Here is a 17,159-nt window from a genome sequence, read left to right on the forward strand (position 1 = left end):
CTTTCGAGAACCAGACCGTTCGATGAACCCGATTTCCCTGTTCTGCATCCTGGCCGGCGTCACGCTGAATGCCGGCGCGCAGCTGCTGCTCAAGGCCGGCACGAATGCCGTTGGACACTTCGAATTCACCCGTGCGAACATCCTGCCCATCGGCTTCAAGCTGGCAACCCAGCCGCCGATCATCGGCGGACTCGCCTGCTACGTGATCAGCGTGGCGGTGTGGATCATCGGGCTCTCGCGCGTGGACGTGTCGATCGCCTATCCGATGCTGTCACTGGGCTACGTCGTCAACGCGATCGCCGCGTGGTACCTGTTCGGCGAAGTGATGTCGGTGCAGAAGCTGGTCGGCATCGGCATCATTCTCGTCGGCGTGGTCGTGCTCGCGCGCAGCTAGGCGCGGCGCCCCGCGTAGGAACCGGCGCGGCACACGCGCCGCCTAAGCGTGACGTAAGGTAGGCCGCGGTAAGCTGTGCGGTTGCGTTTTTTAAGCCGCGGCCTTGGGTTTGCGGGTAGTTTGTGGTTTACTTCGCGCCCGTCGGGCGGCGCCCCTTTCAATCGAGCGATGCATTCATGAGCCAGTCACAAGTCCCGTTTTTGCCGTTTGTCAAACCCGAGATCGACGAGGAAACGATCCAGGGCGTCGCCGACGTGCTGCGTTCCGGCTGGATCACCACCGGCCCGCAGAACCAGAAGTTCGAGGCCGCGCTGTCCGAGTTCTGCGGCGGCCGCCCGGTGCGCACCTTCAATTCCGGTACCGCGACGCTCGAAATCGGCCTGCGCATCGCCGGCGTCGGCCCCGGCGACGAAGTGATCACGACGCCGGCCACCTGGGTGTCGACCTGCAACGTGATCCTCGAAACCGGCGCGACGCCAGTGTTCGCCGACATCGACCCGATCACGCGCAACATCGATCTCGACCTGCTCGAAAAAGCGATCACGCCGCGCACCAAGGCGTTGCTGCCGGTGTTCCTGTCGGGCCTGCCGGTCGACATGGACCGTCTGTACGGGATCGCCCGCGCGCACGAGCTGCGCGTGATCGAAGACGCCGCGCAGGCATTCGGCTCCACCTGGAACGGCGAGCGCATCGGCAAGCTCGGCGACATCGTGTCGTTCAGCTTCCACGCGAACAAGAACCTGACCTCGGTCGAAGGCGGCGCGCTGGTGCTGAACAACGAGGAAGAAGCGGTGCTCGCGCAGAAGTACCGGCTGCAGGGCATCACGCGCACCGGCTTCGACGGCATGGACTGCGACGTGCTCGGCGGCAAGTACAACCTGACCGACGTCGCCGCGCGTGTCGGCCTCGGCCAGCTGCCGCATCTCGAGCGCTTCATCGCGCAGCGCAAGAAGCTCGTGCGCGCGTACTTCGCGCAACTCGAAGGCGGCGCGGCCGTTCGGCTCGGCGTCGGCCTGCCGCCCGCGGACTTCGAAAACAGCAACTGGCACATGTTCCAGATCACGCTGCCGCTCGAAAAGCTGTCGATCGACCGCGCCGGCTTCATGGGCGAGCTGAAGGAGCGCGGCATCGGCTCGGGCGTGCACTACCCGGCGCTGCACCTGTTTTCCCTGTACCGCGCGCGCGGCTTCAAGGAAGGCATGTTCCCGCACGCGGAGCGCTTCGGCGCCACCACCGTCACGCTGCCACTCTTCACGCTGATGAACGAAGGCGACGTCGAGCGCGTGTGCCGCGCGGTCAACGAAATTTGCGAACACTACGGAAAATAAGCGGACATGACTTATTCGGAACATCGCGCCGTCGCACCGGAAGTGTCGATCATCATTCCGGTGTACAACGAGGAAGCCGGACTGGCCGCGCTGTTCGCGCGCCTCTATCCGGCGCTCGACGCGCTCGGCACCGGTTATGAAGCGATCTTCATCAACGACGGCAGCCGCGACAAATCCGCGGCGCTGCTCGCCGGGCAGTTCCGCGCGCGCCCCGACACCACGCGCGTGATCCTGCTGAACGGCAACTACGGCCAGCACATGGCGATTCTCGCTGGCTTCGAGCAGTCGCGCGGCGACATCGTGATCACGCTCGACGCCGACCTGCAGAATCCGCCCGAGGAAATCGGCAAGCTCGTCGCGAAGATGCGCGAAGGTTTCGACTACGTCGGCACGATCCGTCGGCAGCGCCAGGACAGCCTGTGGCGCCGCAAGGCGTCGCGCGCGATGAATCATCTGCGCGAGCGCATCACGCGCATCAAGATGACCGACCAGGGCTGCATGCTGCGCGCCTACAGCCGCCATATCGTCGATACGATCAACCGCTGCGGCGAAATCAACACGTTCATCCCGGCGCTCGCGTACACGTTCGCGCAGAATCCGGTGGAAATCGAGGTCGCGCACGAGGAACGCTTCGCCGGCGAGTCGAAGTACTCGCTGTACTCGCTGATCCGTCTGAATTTCGACCTCGTCACCGGCTTCTCGGTGGTGCCGCTGCAATGGCTGTCGTTCATCGGCGTGATCCTGTCGCTAGGGTCTGCGGCGCTGTTCGTCCTGCTGCTGATTCGCCGTTTCATCATCGGCGCGGAAGTGCAAGGTGTGTTCACGCTGTTCGCCATCACGTTCTTCCTGCTCGGCGTGATCATCTTCGCGCTCGGCCTGCTCGGTGAATACATCGGCCGGATCTATCAGCAGGTGCGTGCGCGGCCGCGTTATCTGGTGCAGACCATTCTCGAGCAACGCGACGGCGGGGCCGTCGCCGAAGCGCCGCGTCAGACCGTCGTGCAAGGCGTGCAGCCGGTGCCGGTCGCCGACCAGGGACACCATCCATGAAGCCGCGCGCCGTCGTATTCGCGTATCACAACGTCGGCGTGCGCTGCCTGCAGGTGCTGCTCGCGCGCGGCGTCGAGGTCGCGCTCGTCGTGACCCACGAAGACAACCCGAGCGAGAACATCTGGTTCGGCAGCGTCGCATCGGTGGCAGCCGGGCACGGCATTGCCGTCGTCACGCCGGCCGATCCGAAGAGCCCCGAACTGCGCGCCGCGGTGAGCGCCGCGCGGCCGGACTTCATCTTCTCGTTCTACTACCGCCACATGTTGCCGCTCGACCTGCTCGCGATCGCCGCACGGGGCGCTTACAACATGCACGGCTCGCTGTTGCCGAAGTATCGTGGCCGCGTGCCGACCAACTGGGCGGTGCTCAACGGCGAAAGCGAAACCGGCGCAACGCTGCACGAAATGGCCGCGAAGCCCGACGCCGGCGCGATCCTTGCGCAAACACCGGTGCCGATCCTGCCCGACGACACCGCCGCGCAGGTCTTCGACAAGGTCACGGTCGCCGCCGAGCAAACGCTGTGGCGCGTGCTGCCGGCGCTGCTCGCGGGCGAGGCGCCGCATCTGCCGAACGATCTCGCGCATGGCAGCTACTACGGCGGGCGCAAACCGGAAGACGGCCGCATCGACTGGAATCAGTCCGCGCAACAGGTCTACAACCTGATCCGCGCGGTCGCGCCGCCGTATCCGGGCGCGTTCACCGAGCTGAACGGGCGCCGTTTCATCGTCGCGCGCGCGCGTCTGGCCGCGCCCGGCGCGCTCCGCTCGGATTTGCCCCCGGGCCTGCACGTAAGCGATAATGCCGTTTTCGCGATCTGCGGCGACGGCCGCGCGATCAACATCCACGAATTGCGGCACCAGCACGACGGCGGCGAGTCTGCCGTCAGTCCGGCGGAATTCGCCCAGCTCATCCAATCTCATTCATGAAAAAAGTCCTGATTCTGGGTGTGAATGGCTTCATCGGCCATCACCTGTCCAAACGCATTCTCGAAACCACCGACTGGGAAGTGTTCGGGATGGACATGCAGACCGAACGTCTCGGCGACCTCGTCAATCATGAGCGGATGCACTTCTTCGAAGGCGACATCACGATCAACAAGGAATGGGTCGAATATCACGTCAAGAAGTGCGATGTGATTCTGCCGCTCGTCGCGATCGCCACGCCCGCAACGTATGTGAAGCAGCCGCTGCGCGTGTTCGAACTCGACTTCGAGGCGAACCTGCCGATCGTGCGTTCAGCCGTCAAGTACGGCAAGCATCTGGTGTTTCCGTCGACCTCCGAGGTCTACGGCATGTGCACGGACGAGCAGTTCGATCCGGAAGAATCGCAGCTGTCGTACGGCCCGATCAACAAGCCGCGCTGGATCTACGCGTGCTCGAAGCAGTTGATGGACCGCGTGATCTGGGGCTACGGCATGGAAGGCCTGAACTTCACGCTGTTCCGCCCGTTCAACTGGATCGGCCCGGGCCTCGACTCGATCTACACGCCGAAGGAAGGTAGCTCCCGCGTGGTCACGCAGTTCCTCGGCCACATCGTGCGCGGCGAGAACATCAGCCTCGTCGATGGCGGCGCGCAGAAGCGCGCGTTCACGGACATCGACGACGGCATCAGCGCGCTGATGAAGATCATCGAGAACAAGAACGGCGTCGCCACCGGCAAGATCTACAACATCGGCAACCCGATCAACAACTTCTCGGTGCGTGAGCTCGCGCACAAGATGCTGGCACTCGCGGCCGAATTCCCCGAATACGCGGACTCGGCCAGGAAGGTGCAACTGGTCGAAACGTCGTCGGGCGCGTACTACGGCAACGGCTATCAGGACGTGCAGAACCGCGTGCCGAAGATCGACAATACGAAGCAGGAACTCAGCTGGGCACCCACGTCGACTTTCGACGAAGCGCTGCGCAAGATTTTCGAAGCGTATCGCGGCCACGTCGCGGAAGCCCGCGCACTCGTCGAACAGCAATAAGGGCGCGTCCTTGGCTCGCATCGTCCTGAAGATCGACGTCGACACGCTGCGCGGCACCCGCGAAGGCGTGCCGAATCTCGCGCGCATCTTCGACCGCTTCAAGGCGCGCGCCACCTTCCTGTTCAGCCTCGGGCCCGACCACACCGGTTGGGCGATGCGCCGCGTGCTGCGGCCGGGCTTTCTGAAGAAGGTGTCGCGCACGTCGGTGCTCGAGCATTACGGCGTCAGGCAGTTGATGTACGGCGTGCTGCTGCCCGGTCCGGACATCGGCGCAAAGGCCGCGGCCGAGATGCGCGCGATCCACGAAGCCGGCTTCGAGTGCGGCATCCATACGTGGGATCACGTGTACTGGCAGGACAACGTGCGCGCCAAAGATCGCGCGTGGACCGTCGCGCAGATGCAGCGGAGCCACGCGCGGTTCATCGAGATATTCGGCGCGCCGCCCGTCACGCACGGCGCCGCGGGCTGGCAGATGAACGGCCACGCGTTCGAGCAGATCGACGCGTGGGGCATGCGCTACGCTTCCGACGGTCGCGGCCACTCGCCATATCTGCCGGTGGTCGACGGCAGGACGCTGAAGCACGTGCAGATGCCGACCACGCTCCCGACGCTCGACGAAGTGCTCGGTGTCGATGGTGTCGATACGCACAACGTCGCCGTGTGGATGCTGAAACAAACTGAAAAAAATCCGCACGACCAGGTGTTCACGCTGCACGCGGAACTCGAAGGACAGAAACTCGCGCCGGTTTTCGAACAGTTGCTCGAAGGCTGGCGCGCCCAGGGCCACACGTTCGCGACGATGGGCGATTACTACGCCACGCTAGACCGCGACACGCTGCCATCGTACCCTGTCGCGTGGGGCGAGATTCCGGGACGCTCCGGCGAACTGATCGTCCAGCCCTGAAGGCCCGCGACGCGGGAGTCGTTAGAAGGCGCGCCGCTTGTTGCCCGCCCGTTGCCCGCCTGTTGCCCGCTTCCTTGCCGGGTCTGACGATCGGACAACCGCGCGCCGACCGTATTCCCGAACAACAACAACCTCGACGACAGTCCGGCCGACGCCGCGGCACCTAGCGACGCCAGCCCCAATAACCGGAGAACCTCGTGTCCATCGCAGTCGACCAACCCATCCCCGACTTCACCGCCGCCGCGACGGGCGGCGAAATTACGCTGTCAAAGCTGCGGGGCAAGAAGGTGGTGCTGTATTTCTATCCGAAGGACAACACGCCGGGCTGCACGACCGAAGGGTTGCAGTTCCGCGATCTGTATCCGAAGTTCAAGAAAGCCGGCGCGGAAGTGATCGGCGTGTCGCGCGACAGCCTGCGTTCGCATGACAACTTCAAGGCTAAGCTCGAACTACCCTTCCCGCTGATTTCCGACCCGGAAGAAACGCTGTGCGCCCTCTTCGCCGTCATCAAAATGAAGAAAATGTATGGCAAAGAGGTACGGGGCATCGAGCGCTCCACGTTCCTCATCGACGCCGATGGCGTGCTGCGCCGGGAGTGGCGCGGCGTTAAAGTGCCGGGCCACGTCGACGACATTCTGGAGGCTGTACAAGCGCTTTGATGCGCGTTATATTGGCCCGCAATGAGTGCCTGTCCACCCCACATTGTTCTCCGCTGCGCCAGCCCTGACGGCCGCCTGACCGGATCCACCGGTGCCGTGCGGAGCGTGAGGCGCAACGTGAGCATCATCGTCGAGCCGCTTGCCCCGAATGCCGGGGCGGCGGCTTTTTTAATTGCGCGCGACCGTTCGTTCATTGGTTCACGCGCTTCCGTCAAGGAGCCTATCGAAAACCAGGCGAACCGGCATCTCTAGACCGAATGCGCGCCTCCTTGCGCAAACTCGATGTCCCATGAGGGCATCGTCAGAATGCGACGGGCGGCGCACGATATGTGACCCGATCATTCCGAGGGAAACCATGCCTTTGCCTACTCCCCCCAACAAGCTCGGCAATCTTTTGTCGCCTGACGAATACAAGGCCAAAGCCGTCACGCCCGCGCGCTCCACCGCGAAAAAACAGGCGCGTGAAGGGGAATCCGCAGAGTCGGCCGATTACGGCCGCGTCAATGTCGCCACACCGATGGCGCACGCTGCCAACGCCGCCACTACGTTGTGGCCCGTGCCCGCCGTCGAGTCGCCGCCCGCCGCGCAACCCGCGCCCGCGCGCGGCCGCAAGACCAGGCAGACCGCCGCGCTGTTGCAGCCGGTTCCGTCCGCGCGAGCGCAGCTCGAAGCCGACGCGGCCGAAACGCAGCCGGTCGTCGCACGCGCGCCTGCCGCGAAGCAGCGCACGGACGAAACAGCCGCCGCGCCCGCCGCAGCGAGCCCTGCCGCCACGCGCAAGAAACGTGGCACGGGCGCCACGCCAGCCGAGGTGCAGAAGCTTTTCGTGCTCGACACCAACGTGCTGATGCACGATCCGAGCTGCCTGTTCCGCTTCGAGGAGCACGACGTCTATCTGCCGATGATGACGTTGGAAGAGCTCGACAACCACAAGAAGGGAATGTCGGAAGTCGCGCGTAACGCGCGTCAGGTGAGCCGCACGCTCGACGCGCTCGTCGCGAACGCGGGCGACATGGCCGACGGCATTTCGCTCGCGCGTCTGGGCAGCCGCGAGGCGTCCGGGCGGCTGTACTTCCAGACCCGGCTGACCGCGATCGAGCCGGTCGAAGGTCTGCCCGAAGGCAAGGCCGACAACCAGATCCTCGGCGTCGTGCGCGCGCTGCAGCGCGATCGCGCGGATCGCCAGGTCGTGCTGGTGTCGAAAGACATCAACATGCGGATCAAGGCGCATGCGCTCGGTCTGCCCGCCGAAGACTACTTCAACGACCAGGTGCTCGAGGACAGCGACCTGCTGTACACGGGCATCCGCGCGCTGCCGCAAGACTTCTGGACCAGGCACGCGAAGGGCATGGAAAGCTGGCAGGACACGAAAACCGGCACCACGTACTACCGCGTGACGGGTCCGCTGTGCGCATCGATGCTGGTCAACGAGTTCGTTTATCTGGAGCCGCAGAACGGCGAGCCCGCGTTTCATGCGCTGGTGCGCGAACTGAACGGCAAGACCGCGCTGCTGCAAACGCTGCGTGACTATGGCCACCACAAGAACAACGTGTGGGGCATCACGGCGCGCAATCGCGAGCAGAACTTCGCGCTGAACCTGCTGATGAATCCGGACATCGACTTCGTCACGCTGCTCGGCCAGGCCGGCACCGGCAAGACGCTGGTCGCACTCGCGGCGGGTCTCGCGCAGGTGCTCGACGACAAGCGCTACAACGAGATCATCGTGACGCGCGCGACGGTCCCGGTCGGCGAAGACATCGGCTTTCTGCCGGGCACCGAAGAGGAAAAGATGCAGCCGTGGATGGGTGCGTTCGACGACAACCTCGAAGTGCTGCAGAAAACCGACGACGCCGCCGGCGAATGGGGCCGCGCCGCGACCCAGGAGCTGATCCGCTCGCGCCTGAAGATCAAGAGCATGAACTTCATGCGCGGCCGCACGTTCGTCGACAAGTATCTGATCATCGACGAGGCGCAGAACCTGACGCCGAAGCAGATGAAGACGCTCGTCACGCGCGCGGGTCCGGGCACGAAGATCATCTGCCTTGGCAACATCGCGCAGATCGATACACCTTACCTGACCGAGGGCAGTTCGGGCCTGACCTATGTGGTCGATCGCTTCAAGGGCTGGGCGCACAGCGGACACGTAACGCTCGCGCGCGGCGAGCGCTCGCGCCTCGCTGACTACGCGTCGGAGATTCTCTAGACGTTCGCCGGTTTTTTCCGGCGTTTGATCGCAGGCCGCGTCCGGTTCGTTCCGGACGCGGCTTTTTTTGTTGCGTCGGCGTTCCACGCCGGCAACACTTAGCGCACAAACTTCAAGTAATTTATCAACAATTCTTGCCGCAGCCTTGTTGGGCGGCTACCATCCCGACATCGTCAGTGAGTAAATGGGCGCTTACCGCCCGTGCCGTCTTCATGCGCCGACTCGCCTTATCGCTGCTGCCCGTCCTGCTGCTCGCCGCCTGTGCCGGCGCGCCGCAGAAGACGTCGCGCGGGTCAGGCGGCAGCGTCGTCGCGAACGGCGCCTATCGCGCGCCGCCGCCCGGCTTTCCCCACTTCGTCGATCACAGCATCGGCCGCGAGGAAATCTCCATCCAGGCGATGAGTCTCGTCGGCGTGCCCTACCGGTGGGGCGGCAATACGCCCGACAGCGGCTTCGATTGCAGCGGGCTCGTGCGGTACGTCGTGCTGCGCGCGGCGTCGGTGAACCTGCCGCGCACGACGGCCGAGATGAGCGGGCGCGGCGAGTCGATCGAACCGGACGAAATCGCGCCGGGCGATCTGATCTTTTTCAACACGACCGGGCGCGCGCATTCGCACGTCGGCATCTACGTGGGCAAGCTGCGCTTCGTCAACGCGCCATCGACGGGCGGCACCGTGCGGCTCGACTATCTGACCAATCCCTACTGGGCGAAGCGCTTCGACGGCATCCGCCGGATGGCGGGACCGGCGGCAACGCCGGCGCCGTTCGATACGCCGAGCTATCAGGCTGCGGCGCCGCAAACCGAGCGAGGTGCTGCGGTCGCGGCGACGGGCACGGCAACAACCGTGGCAGTTCCGGCAGCGTCGACCTACGCGGGCCCGACGGCGCTGTCCAGCCCGGCGTCGATGGCAACGGCCCGGCCGGTCGCGAGCGCGACGCCGGCGACCCGTGCAGGCGGCGGCACGCCCGTCGTGCAAGCCGATCAATTCGAGCCGCCGCCGTCGGGCCTCGGCGCCGCGCAGCTGCAGGCACGCTCAGCGGGCGCCGTGGCAGCGACGATGCTCCCCGCAGCTCAGGCGAGCACGTTTGAAAGCGGCGCTCGTTCGCCCGCTCAACCGATGCAGTCCGCGACGACCGACCGCACCCTTGCCCAACCTTCACCCGACCCGATCGACGCCGCCGCCGATGCATTCGAACCGCCGCCACCCGCCTCCATCGCGGAACGCCAGGCGCGGCAGATGCAGCAGACCGAAGGCACAGGATCCGTGCAGCTCATGCGTGCGTCGACGGCTTCCCACGGCGTGCCCGCACCCACGCAAAGCAGCGACGACCCGATCGCCCGTTTCGCGAACGGCAACTTCTGACGCCGTGATCTGCTATCGTCATCGATATTCTTTCGACGGCGGGTAACGACCATGGAACTCGGGCTCAGAAATAAGGTGGTGCTCATCACCGGCGGCAGCAAAGGCATCGGTTTCGCGTGCGCGCGCGCCTTCGCACAGGAAGGCGCGAAGGTCGCGATCGTGTCGCGCGACCCCGCCAACCTTGCGCGCGCCTACGAACAGCTGAAACAGGAAGGATTCCACGTGCACCGCACGCGCGCCGACCTGCACGAAGCGCACAGCGCCGCCGATATCGTCGAGGAAGTCAGCACCGCCGTGGGCCCGATCGACGTGCTGATCAACAGTGCCGGCGCCGCGCGCCGGTACGACCCCGAGACGCTCGATGCCGACGCATTCCGCGCGACGATGGAAGCGAAGTATTTCCCGTATATCTATCCGCAGCAGGAAGTGCTGCGCCGTATGGCCGAGCGCGCGAAAGCCAACGGCGGTGCCGAGCCGGGCACGATCGTCAATATCATCGGCATGGGCGGCAAGGTCGCGAGCGACATCCATATCGCAGGCGGCGCGGCCAACGCGGCGCTGATGCTCGCGACCGTCGGCCTCGCGCACTACTACGCGCGCTATGGCATCCGCATCAACGCGATCAATCCGGGCTCGACGCTGACCGAGCGCGTCGAGGAAGCGGTCCGGCTGGAAGCGGCGCAGCAAGGCATCGGCAATGACGAAGCGCTGGCGCGCGGCCAGGCCCGGATGCCGCTCGGGCGCTATGCAAAGCCGGAGGAAATCGCCGACGTGGCGCTGTTCCTCGCGAGCCGCCGCGCGAGCTATGTGACGGGCGCGATCATTCCGATGGATGGTGCGAATGCGCCGCTGATCTGAACGCGTCGTGCCACGCGCTTTTTAGTCGAACTGCGTAGGGACACCGGTGCGATGCCAAGGGCGGCATGTAGCCGAAGCCCGCGCGCGTGCTGTTCAGCCAGACTCAGCCGAACCCGGCAGCGCAGGCCTGCATCGCATGGTGATTACAGGAAGTGGTGGCCCAGCCACCAGGCCCCGCCGGACAGCACCGCGGAAGCCGGGATCGTCAGCATCCAGGCCCAGACGATGTTGCCGGCGACACCCCAGCGCACCGCGCTCAGCTTCTGCGTCGCGCCGACTCCGACGATCGCGCCGGTGATCGTATGCGTGGTAGAGACGGGAATGCCGAGCGCCGAGGCGGTAAAGAGCGTGATCGCTCCGCCCGCCTCCGCGCAGAAGCCGCCGACCGGCTTCAACTTCGTGATTTTCTGGCCCATCGTGCGCACGATGCGCCAGCCACCGAACAGCGTACCGAGACCCATCGACAGATAGCAGCCGCCGATCACCCACAGCGGCGGCGCGTCCGCCTTCATCGACGCGAAGCCGGTGGCGATCAGTAGCATCCAGATGATGCCGATGGTTTTCTGCGCGTCGTTGCCACCGTGACCCAGGCTGTACAGGCCAGCGGAGAACAATTGCAGACGCCTGAAGCGACGGTCGACCTTGCTAGGCGGCGTGCGGAAGTACAGCCACGACACCAGCAGCATGAAAAACGAGCCGAGCACGAAGCCGAGCAGCGGTGAAATGAAGATGAACGCGACGGTCTTCATCAGGCCATCCCAGTTCAGCGATCCCCAGCCCGACTTCGCGAGCGCCGCACCCACGAGGCCGCCGATCAGCGCGTGCGACGAACTGGACGGAATGCCGTAGACCCAGGTGATCACGTTCCACGCGATCGCGCCGACCAACGCGCCGAAGATCACGTAGTGGTCGACGATGTCCGGGTCGATCGTGCCCTTGCCGACGGTCGTGGCCACCTTCAGGTGAAACACGAAATACGCGATGACGTTGAACGCCGCCGCGAACGCCACCGCCTGCTGTGGCTTCAGCACGCCGGTCGACACGACCGTGGCGATCGAATTCGCCGCGTCGTGAAAACCGTTCATGAAGTCGAACACCAAAGCAATGGCAACCAGGCCGGTGACGACCCAGATAGCGAGTTGTATCGATTGCATTATGCGTTTTCCAGCACGATGCCTTCGATGATGTTGGCCACATCCTCACACTTGTCCGTGATCGTTTCGAGCAGCTCGTAGATCGCCTTGAGCTTGATCAGGACCTTGACGTCGTCTTCCTCGCGGAACAGCTTCGACATCGCCGCGCGCAGCACGCGGTCGGCTTCCGATTCGAGCCGGTCGATGTCCTCGCAGGCCTTCAGGATCTGGCTCGCCTGCTTCATGTCCGACAGCAGGCTGACCGCGAACTGCACGCGCTCGCAGGTCGCCGTGCAGATATGCGCAAGCTGGCTCGCCTCCGACGTGACCGCTTGCACGTCGTACAGCGAGATCGCGGTGGCGACGTCCTCCATCAGGTCGAGGATGTCGTCCATCGTCGTGATCAGCTTGTGGATCTCGTCGCGGTCGAGCGGCGTGATGAAGGTCTTGTGCAGCAGGTCGATGGCTTCGTGCGTGAGCTTGTCGGCCGCTTTCTCGGCCTTTTGTACGTTCTGCTTGTGGGTTTCGGCGTCCTGCAGATTGTCGATCAGGAGCTCGAGTTCGCGGCTGGCCGAGATGATGCACGTTGCGTGCGAATTGAAGATTTCAAAGAACTTGCCCTCGGTGGGCATGAATCGACCGAACATTGGGATCCTGGAAATGGGTCACGTTATGGCTGACATAAAACCGCCATATTGTACCGTTCCGCCCATCATTGCCGCACTCGCGACAGCGCCGTTACAACAGCCCACGGCGCTTTGCGTCACTCGCCGCCGTAGAAGTTCTGCGCGCCCGCAAAGTTATCGAACTTCGTGTATTGGCCGTGAAAAGTGAGCCGGACGGGACCGATCGGACCGTTCCGCTGCTTGCCGATGATGATCTCCGCAGTGCCCTTGTCGGGGCTGTCCGGGTTGTACACTTCGTCGCGGTAGATGAACAGGATCACGTCGGCGTCCTGTTCGATAGCGCCCGATTCGCGCAGGTCCGACATAATTGGCCGCTTGTTGGGCCGCTGCTCGAGACCGCGGTTCAGCTGCGACAACGCGATCACCGGCACGTCGAGCTCCTTCGCGAGGCTCTTCAGCGAACGCGAGATTTCCGAGATTTCGGTCGCGCGGTTTTCGCCCGACGACGAGCCGCTCATCAGTTGCAGATAGTCGATGATGATCAGCCCGAGCTTGCCGCACTGGCGCGATAGCCGGCGCGCGCGCGAGCGCAGTTCCATCGGGTTCAGACCGCCGGTTTCGTCGATGAAGATCTGTGCCTCGCTCATTTTCTGCACCGCATGCGTGAGCTTCGGCCAATCCTCGTCGGTCAGACGCCCGGTTCGCATGCGATGCTGATCGAGCCGGCCGACCGAGCCCAGCATACGCATCGTGAGCTGCGTGCCCGGCATTTCCATCGAGAACACCGCGACGGGTAGTCCGTACTCGACCGCGACGTATTCGCCGATGTTCATCGAAAACGCCGTCTTACCCATCGACGGACGGCCCGCGACGATGATCAGCTCGCCGCCGTGCATGCCCGAGGTCATACGATCCAGATCGACGAAGCCGGTCGGCGTGCCGGTCACGTCGCTCGGATTGGCGGTGTGATAGAGCGTGTCGATCCGCTCGACCACCTGGGTCAGCAGCGGCCCGATCTCGAGAAAGCCCTGGGTGCCGCGCGCGCCGTCTTCGGCGATCGAGAATACCTTCGATTCCGCTTCGTCCAGCAATTGCCGGACTTCCTTGCCTTGCGGGTTGAACGCGTCGGCGGAGATTTCATCGGCGACCGACACGAGCCGGCGCAGCACCGCGCGGTCGCGCACGATTTCCGCATAGCGGCGGATGTTGGCCGCGCTCGGCGTGTTCTGCGCGAGCGCGTTCAGGTAAGCGAGGCCGCCGACATCTTCCGCCTTGCCCGAAGTGCCGAGCGCTTCGTAGACGGTGACCACGTCGGCCGGCCGCGTGGCCGCAATCAGCTTGCCGATGTGCTCGAAGATGATGCGGTGGTCGTAGCGGTAGAAGTCGCTTTGCGCGAGGAAGTCGGCGATGCGGTCCCAGGCCGCGTTATCGAGCAGCAGGCCGCCCAGCACCGATTGCTCGGCTTCGATCGAATGCGGCGGGACTTTCAGCGACTCGAGTTGGGGATCTTTGGACGGTGCGTTCATGGGGAGGAATTATCGGGCAATCCGGCGACGGCTGCGAGCGGAAAAAACGCAAATACGGGGATATGCGAGAGATAGTCGGGCACAAAAAAAAAGCAGGGGCCGGTTTCCCGGCCCCTGCTCTTCACCAGCAATACGCTGGCTGATCCTGCCTGATGCTTGATGCGGTCGGCTTAGACGTGCTCGCCGATCACGGCCACCGTCACATCGACGAGAACGTCGGTGTGCAGCGAAACCTGAACCGGGTGCTCGCCAACCATCTTCAGCGGGCCTTCCGGCAGACGCACTTGCGCCTTTTCCACTGCGAAGCCTTGCTTGCCGAGCGCTTCGGCGATGTCGGCGTTCGTCACCGAGCCGAACAGACGGCCGTCGACGCCAGCCTTCTGATTGACCTGAACGGTCTGGCCTGCCAGCTTTTCGCCTTGAGCCTGAGCGGCTGCCAGCTTTTCAGCGGCGTGCTTTTCGAGTTCTGCGCGGCGCACTTCGAATTCAGCGAGGGCTTCCTTCGTTGCACGGCGAGCTTTCTTGTTCGGGATCAGGAAGTTACGTGCGTAACCGTCCTTGACCTTCACGATGTCGCCGAGGTTACCCAGATTGACGACTTTTTCCAGAAGAATGATTTGCATTCGGATGCTCCTTATCGCGTCGTCGGGTTAGGCCTTGTGCTGGTCGGTGTACGGCACCAGCGCGAGGAAACGTGCGCGCTTGATAGCCGTATCCAGCTGGCGTTGATAATGCGCCTTGGTACCCGTGAGACGTGCCGGCGTGATCTTGCCGTTCTCGCCGATGAAGTCCTTCAGCGTTTCGATGTCTTTGTAGTCGATGTACTCGACGCCAGCAGCCGTGAAACGGCAGAACTTCTTGCGCTTGAAGAGCGGGTTCTGTTGCTGACGACGCTTGTCGAATTTCTTACCAGTCGGGCGGGGCATGATTAGTCCTTTCCAATGTCCTGCAATGCTGTGATGTGAAATACCAGAGTTCGCGCGTTACGGTGCTTTTTAGCCAGAAAACCTGTGAAGAGCGTTTCGACGCCCATCTGACAGTTTTCGAGCTTACCGCTCGCTTCGCCCGCGGCGACCGCCTGCATGGTCAGTTCGACCTGACGGGCAATGCCCGCCTCGACGACTTCCGTGCGGTGGTGCAACGTGCAGCTTGCAATCGGAACGCCGGCGGGGGTGTACCGCACCGGTTCGCGTTCGACGACGCTCGCCGTAAGTTGCAGCCGGTTCATGTACCTGTTTATGTCTTCGTGTACGTGAGCGAAGCGACGCTGCGTGTCTGGCAGCTTAAATAACGAGTCTTAAGCCTGCGCTTCGGTCGGCTGAGCTGCTGCCGACTTCTTGGCTTCTTCGCGCTGCACTTCCTTCATCATCGGCGACGGGCCGGTTTCGGCCTTCTTCATCTTGACGATGAGGTGACGCAGAACGGCGTCGTTGAACTTGAACGCGTGTTCCAGCTCGTCGAGCGTGGTCTGGTCGCACTCGATGTTCATGCAGACGTAGTGAGCCTTCGCGAGTTTCTCGATCATGTAGGCCAGTTGGCGACGGCCCCAGTCTTCGACGCGGTGGATCTGACCACCGTGCGACGTGATCGTGCCCTTGTAACGCTCGATCATGGCGGGCACCTGCTCGCTTTGATCGGGATGCACGATAAAGACGATTTCGTAATGACGCATTACACACTCCTTGTGCTGACTTTTGGATAGAAGCCGCCCGGGCGTCGGAACCGGTGCGGCAAGTGAGAAGCCGAAGAGTGTAACCCGAATGGGGACGGGTTGCAAGGAATTCCACCGATTCGGCGGCGGAATCGGATGTGTTTTCAAGAGCTTAGGGTGGTGGGTCGCGGAAGTCGGGCCGTCCTTGCCCCTCAACCCGCTTCCGTGCGCTGGCTGCCGCTCTGCAAACGCGCTCTGAGCGCCGCTTCGAGTCCCTTGAGCGCATCGGGTGCGGCGTCCGAGATCGCCCACCAGGTCATGCCCGCCGCGTCCCAGTGCGCGATCGAATAGCCGTCGTGGGCGAGCGATGCCGGCGCCGCGCCGTCAATGCCACGCGTCGTGGACTGCGGAAACACATACACGTCGATCACGTGCTTGCCGTAGCGGTACACGAGCACCGCGACCCGCTGGTGCGCGAGGTAGTCGAGCCGGCCCCCCTCCAGCGCGAAGCCGGCCGCCGCGAGGTCCTCGACCGGCGGCGAATAGTCGAGCCGACCGTTGAACCATGGCTTGACCGTGTGACGGTCGGTCGAAATTACGTCGATGTCGCGGCCGGAAACTTGCGCGCGCACATGGCTTTCGATGAGTTCGTCGGTGAATGGCGTGAATTCGGCGGGACGGCGCAGCGTCAGCGTCAGGACAGCGGTGGCCGCACACAGCGCGATCACGAGCACCGCGAGACCGCCGCGCGCGACCGCGCGGTTGGCGCCGCCGGCGGCATGCGGTCCGTTGAAGCCGATTAGCCGGCCGCGTGAATCGCCCGAGCGACCCGGACCGCTGAAGCCACTGAGCCACCGGTCGAGCCACGCGGGCCGCCGCGCCCAGCGACGCTGACGCTGAGGTTCGTACGTCGCCATGTCGGTCATCCCGGCGCTAGCGCTGCCGGCAGACTCCTCCTCTGCATCTGCAGGCGCCGCCGTCGTGGCCAACCCCGCAGTTCCTCCCTCGACCGCGCCGGGCAAGCCCGCCACGATCCGCGCCCGCAACGACTGCGGCGCCCGATGATACGGCGCCGCGCGCAGCGCGCCGCTCAGCGCGCGCAGGTTGTCGCTCGCGCGCCGGCAGTCGTCGCAGCTCTCGATATGCTGCTGGACCCGGCGCGCATCGGGCGCCGGCAGTTCGTGATCGGCATTCGCCTCGAGGAGCGGCCGAGCTTCGTTACAGTCCATCCGGCGTCTCCTGAGCGGGGTCGGCGACAGCGCCGGGAATGTTGAGGGGCCGGCCGTCGGCAAACGCCCGGAGTTGCGTCACTGTTGCGGTGGCGGGCACGACCGCCGATGATGCCGCGCGGCCGTCGCCGGAACTTCGCGGTGACCGGTCGGACGGCGCGCAGGGCGTGGACGACACCGAGGGCGCGACTGCCGCCGACTGCACGACTCGCCCGGACTGCGCCCCCTGCTCCAGCGGCGCTTCCGTCGACCCGCGCCGGTCACC

The 17,159-nt window shown here is 64.3% G+C and carries 19 protein-coding genes and 1 pseudogene; 11 read left to right on the plus strand and 9 right to left on the minus strand.

Annotated features, from left to right (window positions below; genetic code table 11):
- Positions 1-22: 22 nt before the first annotated feature.
- The 11 genes from F6X40_RS14625 to F6X40_RS14670 all read left to right on the plus strand — a co-directional run bounded on the left by F6X40_RS14625 (position 23) and on the right by F6X40_RS14670 (position 10,729).
- A complete protein-coding gene (locus tag F6X40_RS14625; protein ID WP_013089326.1) occupies positions 23-394 on the plus strand; it encodes an SMR family transporter in 372 nt (123 codons plus the stop codon).
- Positions 395-570: 176 nt separating this feature from the next.
- Positions 571-1,722, plus strand: a complete 1,152-nt coding sequence (locus F6X40_RS14630; protein ID WP_187628316.1) for a DegT/DnrJ/EryC1/StrS family aminotransferase — start codon at positions 571-573, stop codon at positions 1,720-1,722.
- Between the two features lie 6 nt (positions 1,723-1,728).
- Positions 1,729-2,772: a glycosyltransferase gene (locus F6X40_RS14635; RefSeq protein WP_184063750.1), complete on the plus strand. Its 1,044-nt coding sequence runs from the start codon at positions 1,729-1,731 to the stop codon at positions 2,770-2,772.
- Positions 2,769-3,698, plus strand: a complete 930-nt coding sequence (locus F6X40_RS14640) for a formyltransferase (protein WP_184063753.1) — start codon at positions 2,769-2,771, stop codon at positions 3,696-3,698. The genes F6X40_RS14635 and F6X40_RS14640 overlap by 4 nt, the downstream gene beginning before the upstream one ends.
- Complete coding sequence (locus F6X40_RS14645; protein ID WP_187628317.1) at positions 3,695-4,741, plus strand: bifunctional UDP-4-keto-pentose/UDP-xylose synthase; 1,047 nt, start codon at positions 3,695-3,697, stop codon at positions 4,739-4,741. The genes F6X40_RS14640 and F6X40_RS14645 overlap by 4 nt, the downstream gene beginning before the upstream one ends.
- A gap of 10 nt (positions 4,742-4,751) precedes the next feature.
- On the plus strand, positions 4,752-5,645 hold the full coding sequence (locus F6X40_RS14650) for a polysaccharide deacetylase family protein (protein ID WP_187628318.1): 894 nt from the start codon (positions 4,752-4,754) through the stop codon (positions 5,643-5,645).
- 197 nt (positions 5,646-5,842) lie between these two features.
- Complete coding sequence (locus tag F6X40_RS14655; RefSeq protein WP_184063758.1) at positions 5,843-6,304, plus strand: peroxiredoxin; 462 nt, start codon at positions 5,843-5,845, stop codon at positions 6,302-6,304.
- Between the two features lie 117 nt (positions 6,305-6,421).
- Positions 6,422-6,556: a hypothetical protein gene (locus F6X40_RS42285; protein WP_260321379.1), complete on the plus strand. Its 135-nt coding sequence runs from the start codon at positions 6,422-6,424 to the stop codon at positions 6,554-6,556.
- 103 nt (positions 6,557-6,659) lie between these two features.
- Positions 6,660-8,507, plus strand: a complete 1,848-nt coding sequence (locus F6X40_RS14660; protein ID WP_187628319.1) for a PhoH family protein — start codon at positions 6,660-6,662, stop codon at positions 8,505-8,507.
- Between the two features lie 212 nt (positions 8,508-8,719).
- Positions 8,720-9,871 (plus strand): NlpC/P60 family protein, encoded by a 1,152-nt coding sequence (locus F6X40_RS14665; protein WP_187628320.1) that lies wholly within the window; start codon positions 8,720-8,722, stop codon positions 9,869-9,871.
- 51 nt (positions 9,872-9,922) lie between these two features.
- Positions 9,923-10,729 carry an SDR family oxidoreductase gene (locus F6X40_RS14670; protein ID WP_090804571.1) on the plus strand — a complete coding sequence of 269 codons (807 nt, stop codon included), beginning with the start codon at positions 9,923-9,925 and terminating at the stop codon, positions 10,727-10,729.
- Between the two features lie 143 nt (positions 10,730-10,872).
- Here F6X40_RS14670 and F6X40_RS14675 read toward each other — a convergent pair whose 3' ends face one another.
- The 9 genes and pseudogenes from F6X40_RS14675 to F6X40_RS41850 all read right to left on the minus strand — a co-directional run.
- Entirely contained in the window at positions 10,873-11,883 is a 1,011-nt protein-coding gene (locus F6X40_RS14675; RefSeq protein WP_187628321.1) for an inorganic phosphate transporter, read from the minus strand.
- Positions 11,883-12,509 carry a DUF47 domain-containing protein gene (locus F6X40_RS14680; RefSeq protein ID WP_018418171.1) on the minus strand — a complete coding sequence of 209 codons (627 nt, stop codon included), beginning with the start codon at positions 12,507-12,509 and terminating at the stop codon, positions 11,883-11,885. Before F6X40_RS14680 ends, F6X40_RS14675 begins: the two co-directional genes overlap by 1 nt.
- Positions 12,510-12,625: 116 nt before the next feature.
- Positions 12,626-14,014, minus strand: a complete 1,389-nt coding sequence (locus F6X40_RS14685) for a replicative DNA helicase (protein ID WP_187628322.1) — start codon at positions 14,012-14,014, stop codon at positions 12,626-12,628.
- A gap of 170 nt (positions 14,015-14,184) precedes the next feature.
- A complete protein-coding gene (gene rplI, locus F6X40_RS14690) occupies positions 14,185-14,637 on the minus strand; it encodes a 50S ribosomal protein L9 (RefSeq protein ID WP_187618805.1) in 453 nt (150 codons plus the stop codon).
- Positions 14,638-14,664: 27 nt separating this feature from the next.
- Positions 14,665-14,940, minus strand: coding sequence for a 30S ribosomal protein S18 (rpsR, locus tag F6X40_RS14695; protein ID WP_013588504.1), 276 nt, complete (start codon positions 14,938-14,940; stop codon positions 14,665-14,667).
- A 2-nt stretch (positions 14,941-14,942) separates the two neighbouring features.
- The gene (priB, locus tag F6X40_RS14700; RefSeq protein WP_008922420.1) at positions 14,943-15,242 is read right to left on the minus strand and encodes a primosomal replication protein N; all 300 of its coding nucleotides are present in this window, start codon (positions 15,240-15,242) and stop codon (positions 14,943-14,945) included.
- Positions 15,243-15,311: 69 nt separating this feature from the next.
- Positions 15,312-15,686, minus strand: a complete 375-nt coding sequence (gene rpsF / locus F6X40_RS14705; protein WP_090804556.1) for a 30S ribosomal protein S6 — start codon at positions 15,684-15,686, stop codon at positions 15,312-15,314.
- A 191-nt stretch (positions 15,687-15,877) separates the two neighbouring features.
- Positions 15,878-16,894 carry an anti-sigma factor family protein gene (locus F6X40_RS14710; protein WP_187628323.1) on the minus strand — a complete coding sequence of 339 codons (1,017 nt, stop codon included), beginning with the start codon at positions 16,892-16,894 and terminating at the stop codon, positions 15,878-15,880.
- Positions 16,884-17,159: pseudogene (locus F6X40_RS41850) on the minus strand (RNA polymerase subunit sigma); the annotation flags it as partial. The pseudogene F6X40_RS41850 and the gene F6X40_RS14710, both read right to left, overlap by 11 nt.

Origin of the sequence: Paraburkholderia sp. UCT31 (assembly GCF_014397655.1) — a bacterium.
In the GTDB taxonomy this organism is placed as follows: Bacteria; Pseudomonadota; Gammaproteobacteria; order Burkholderiales; family Burkholderiaceae; genus Paraburkholderia; species Paraburkholderia tuberum.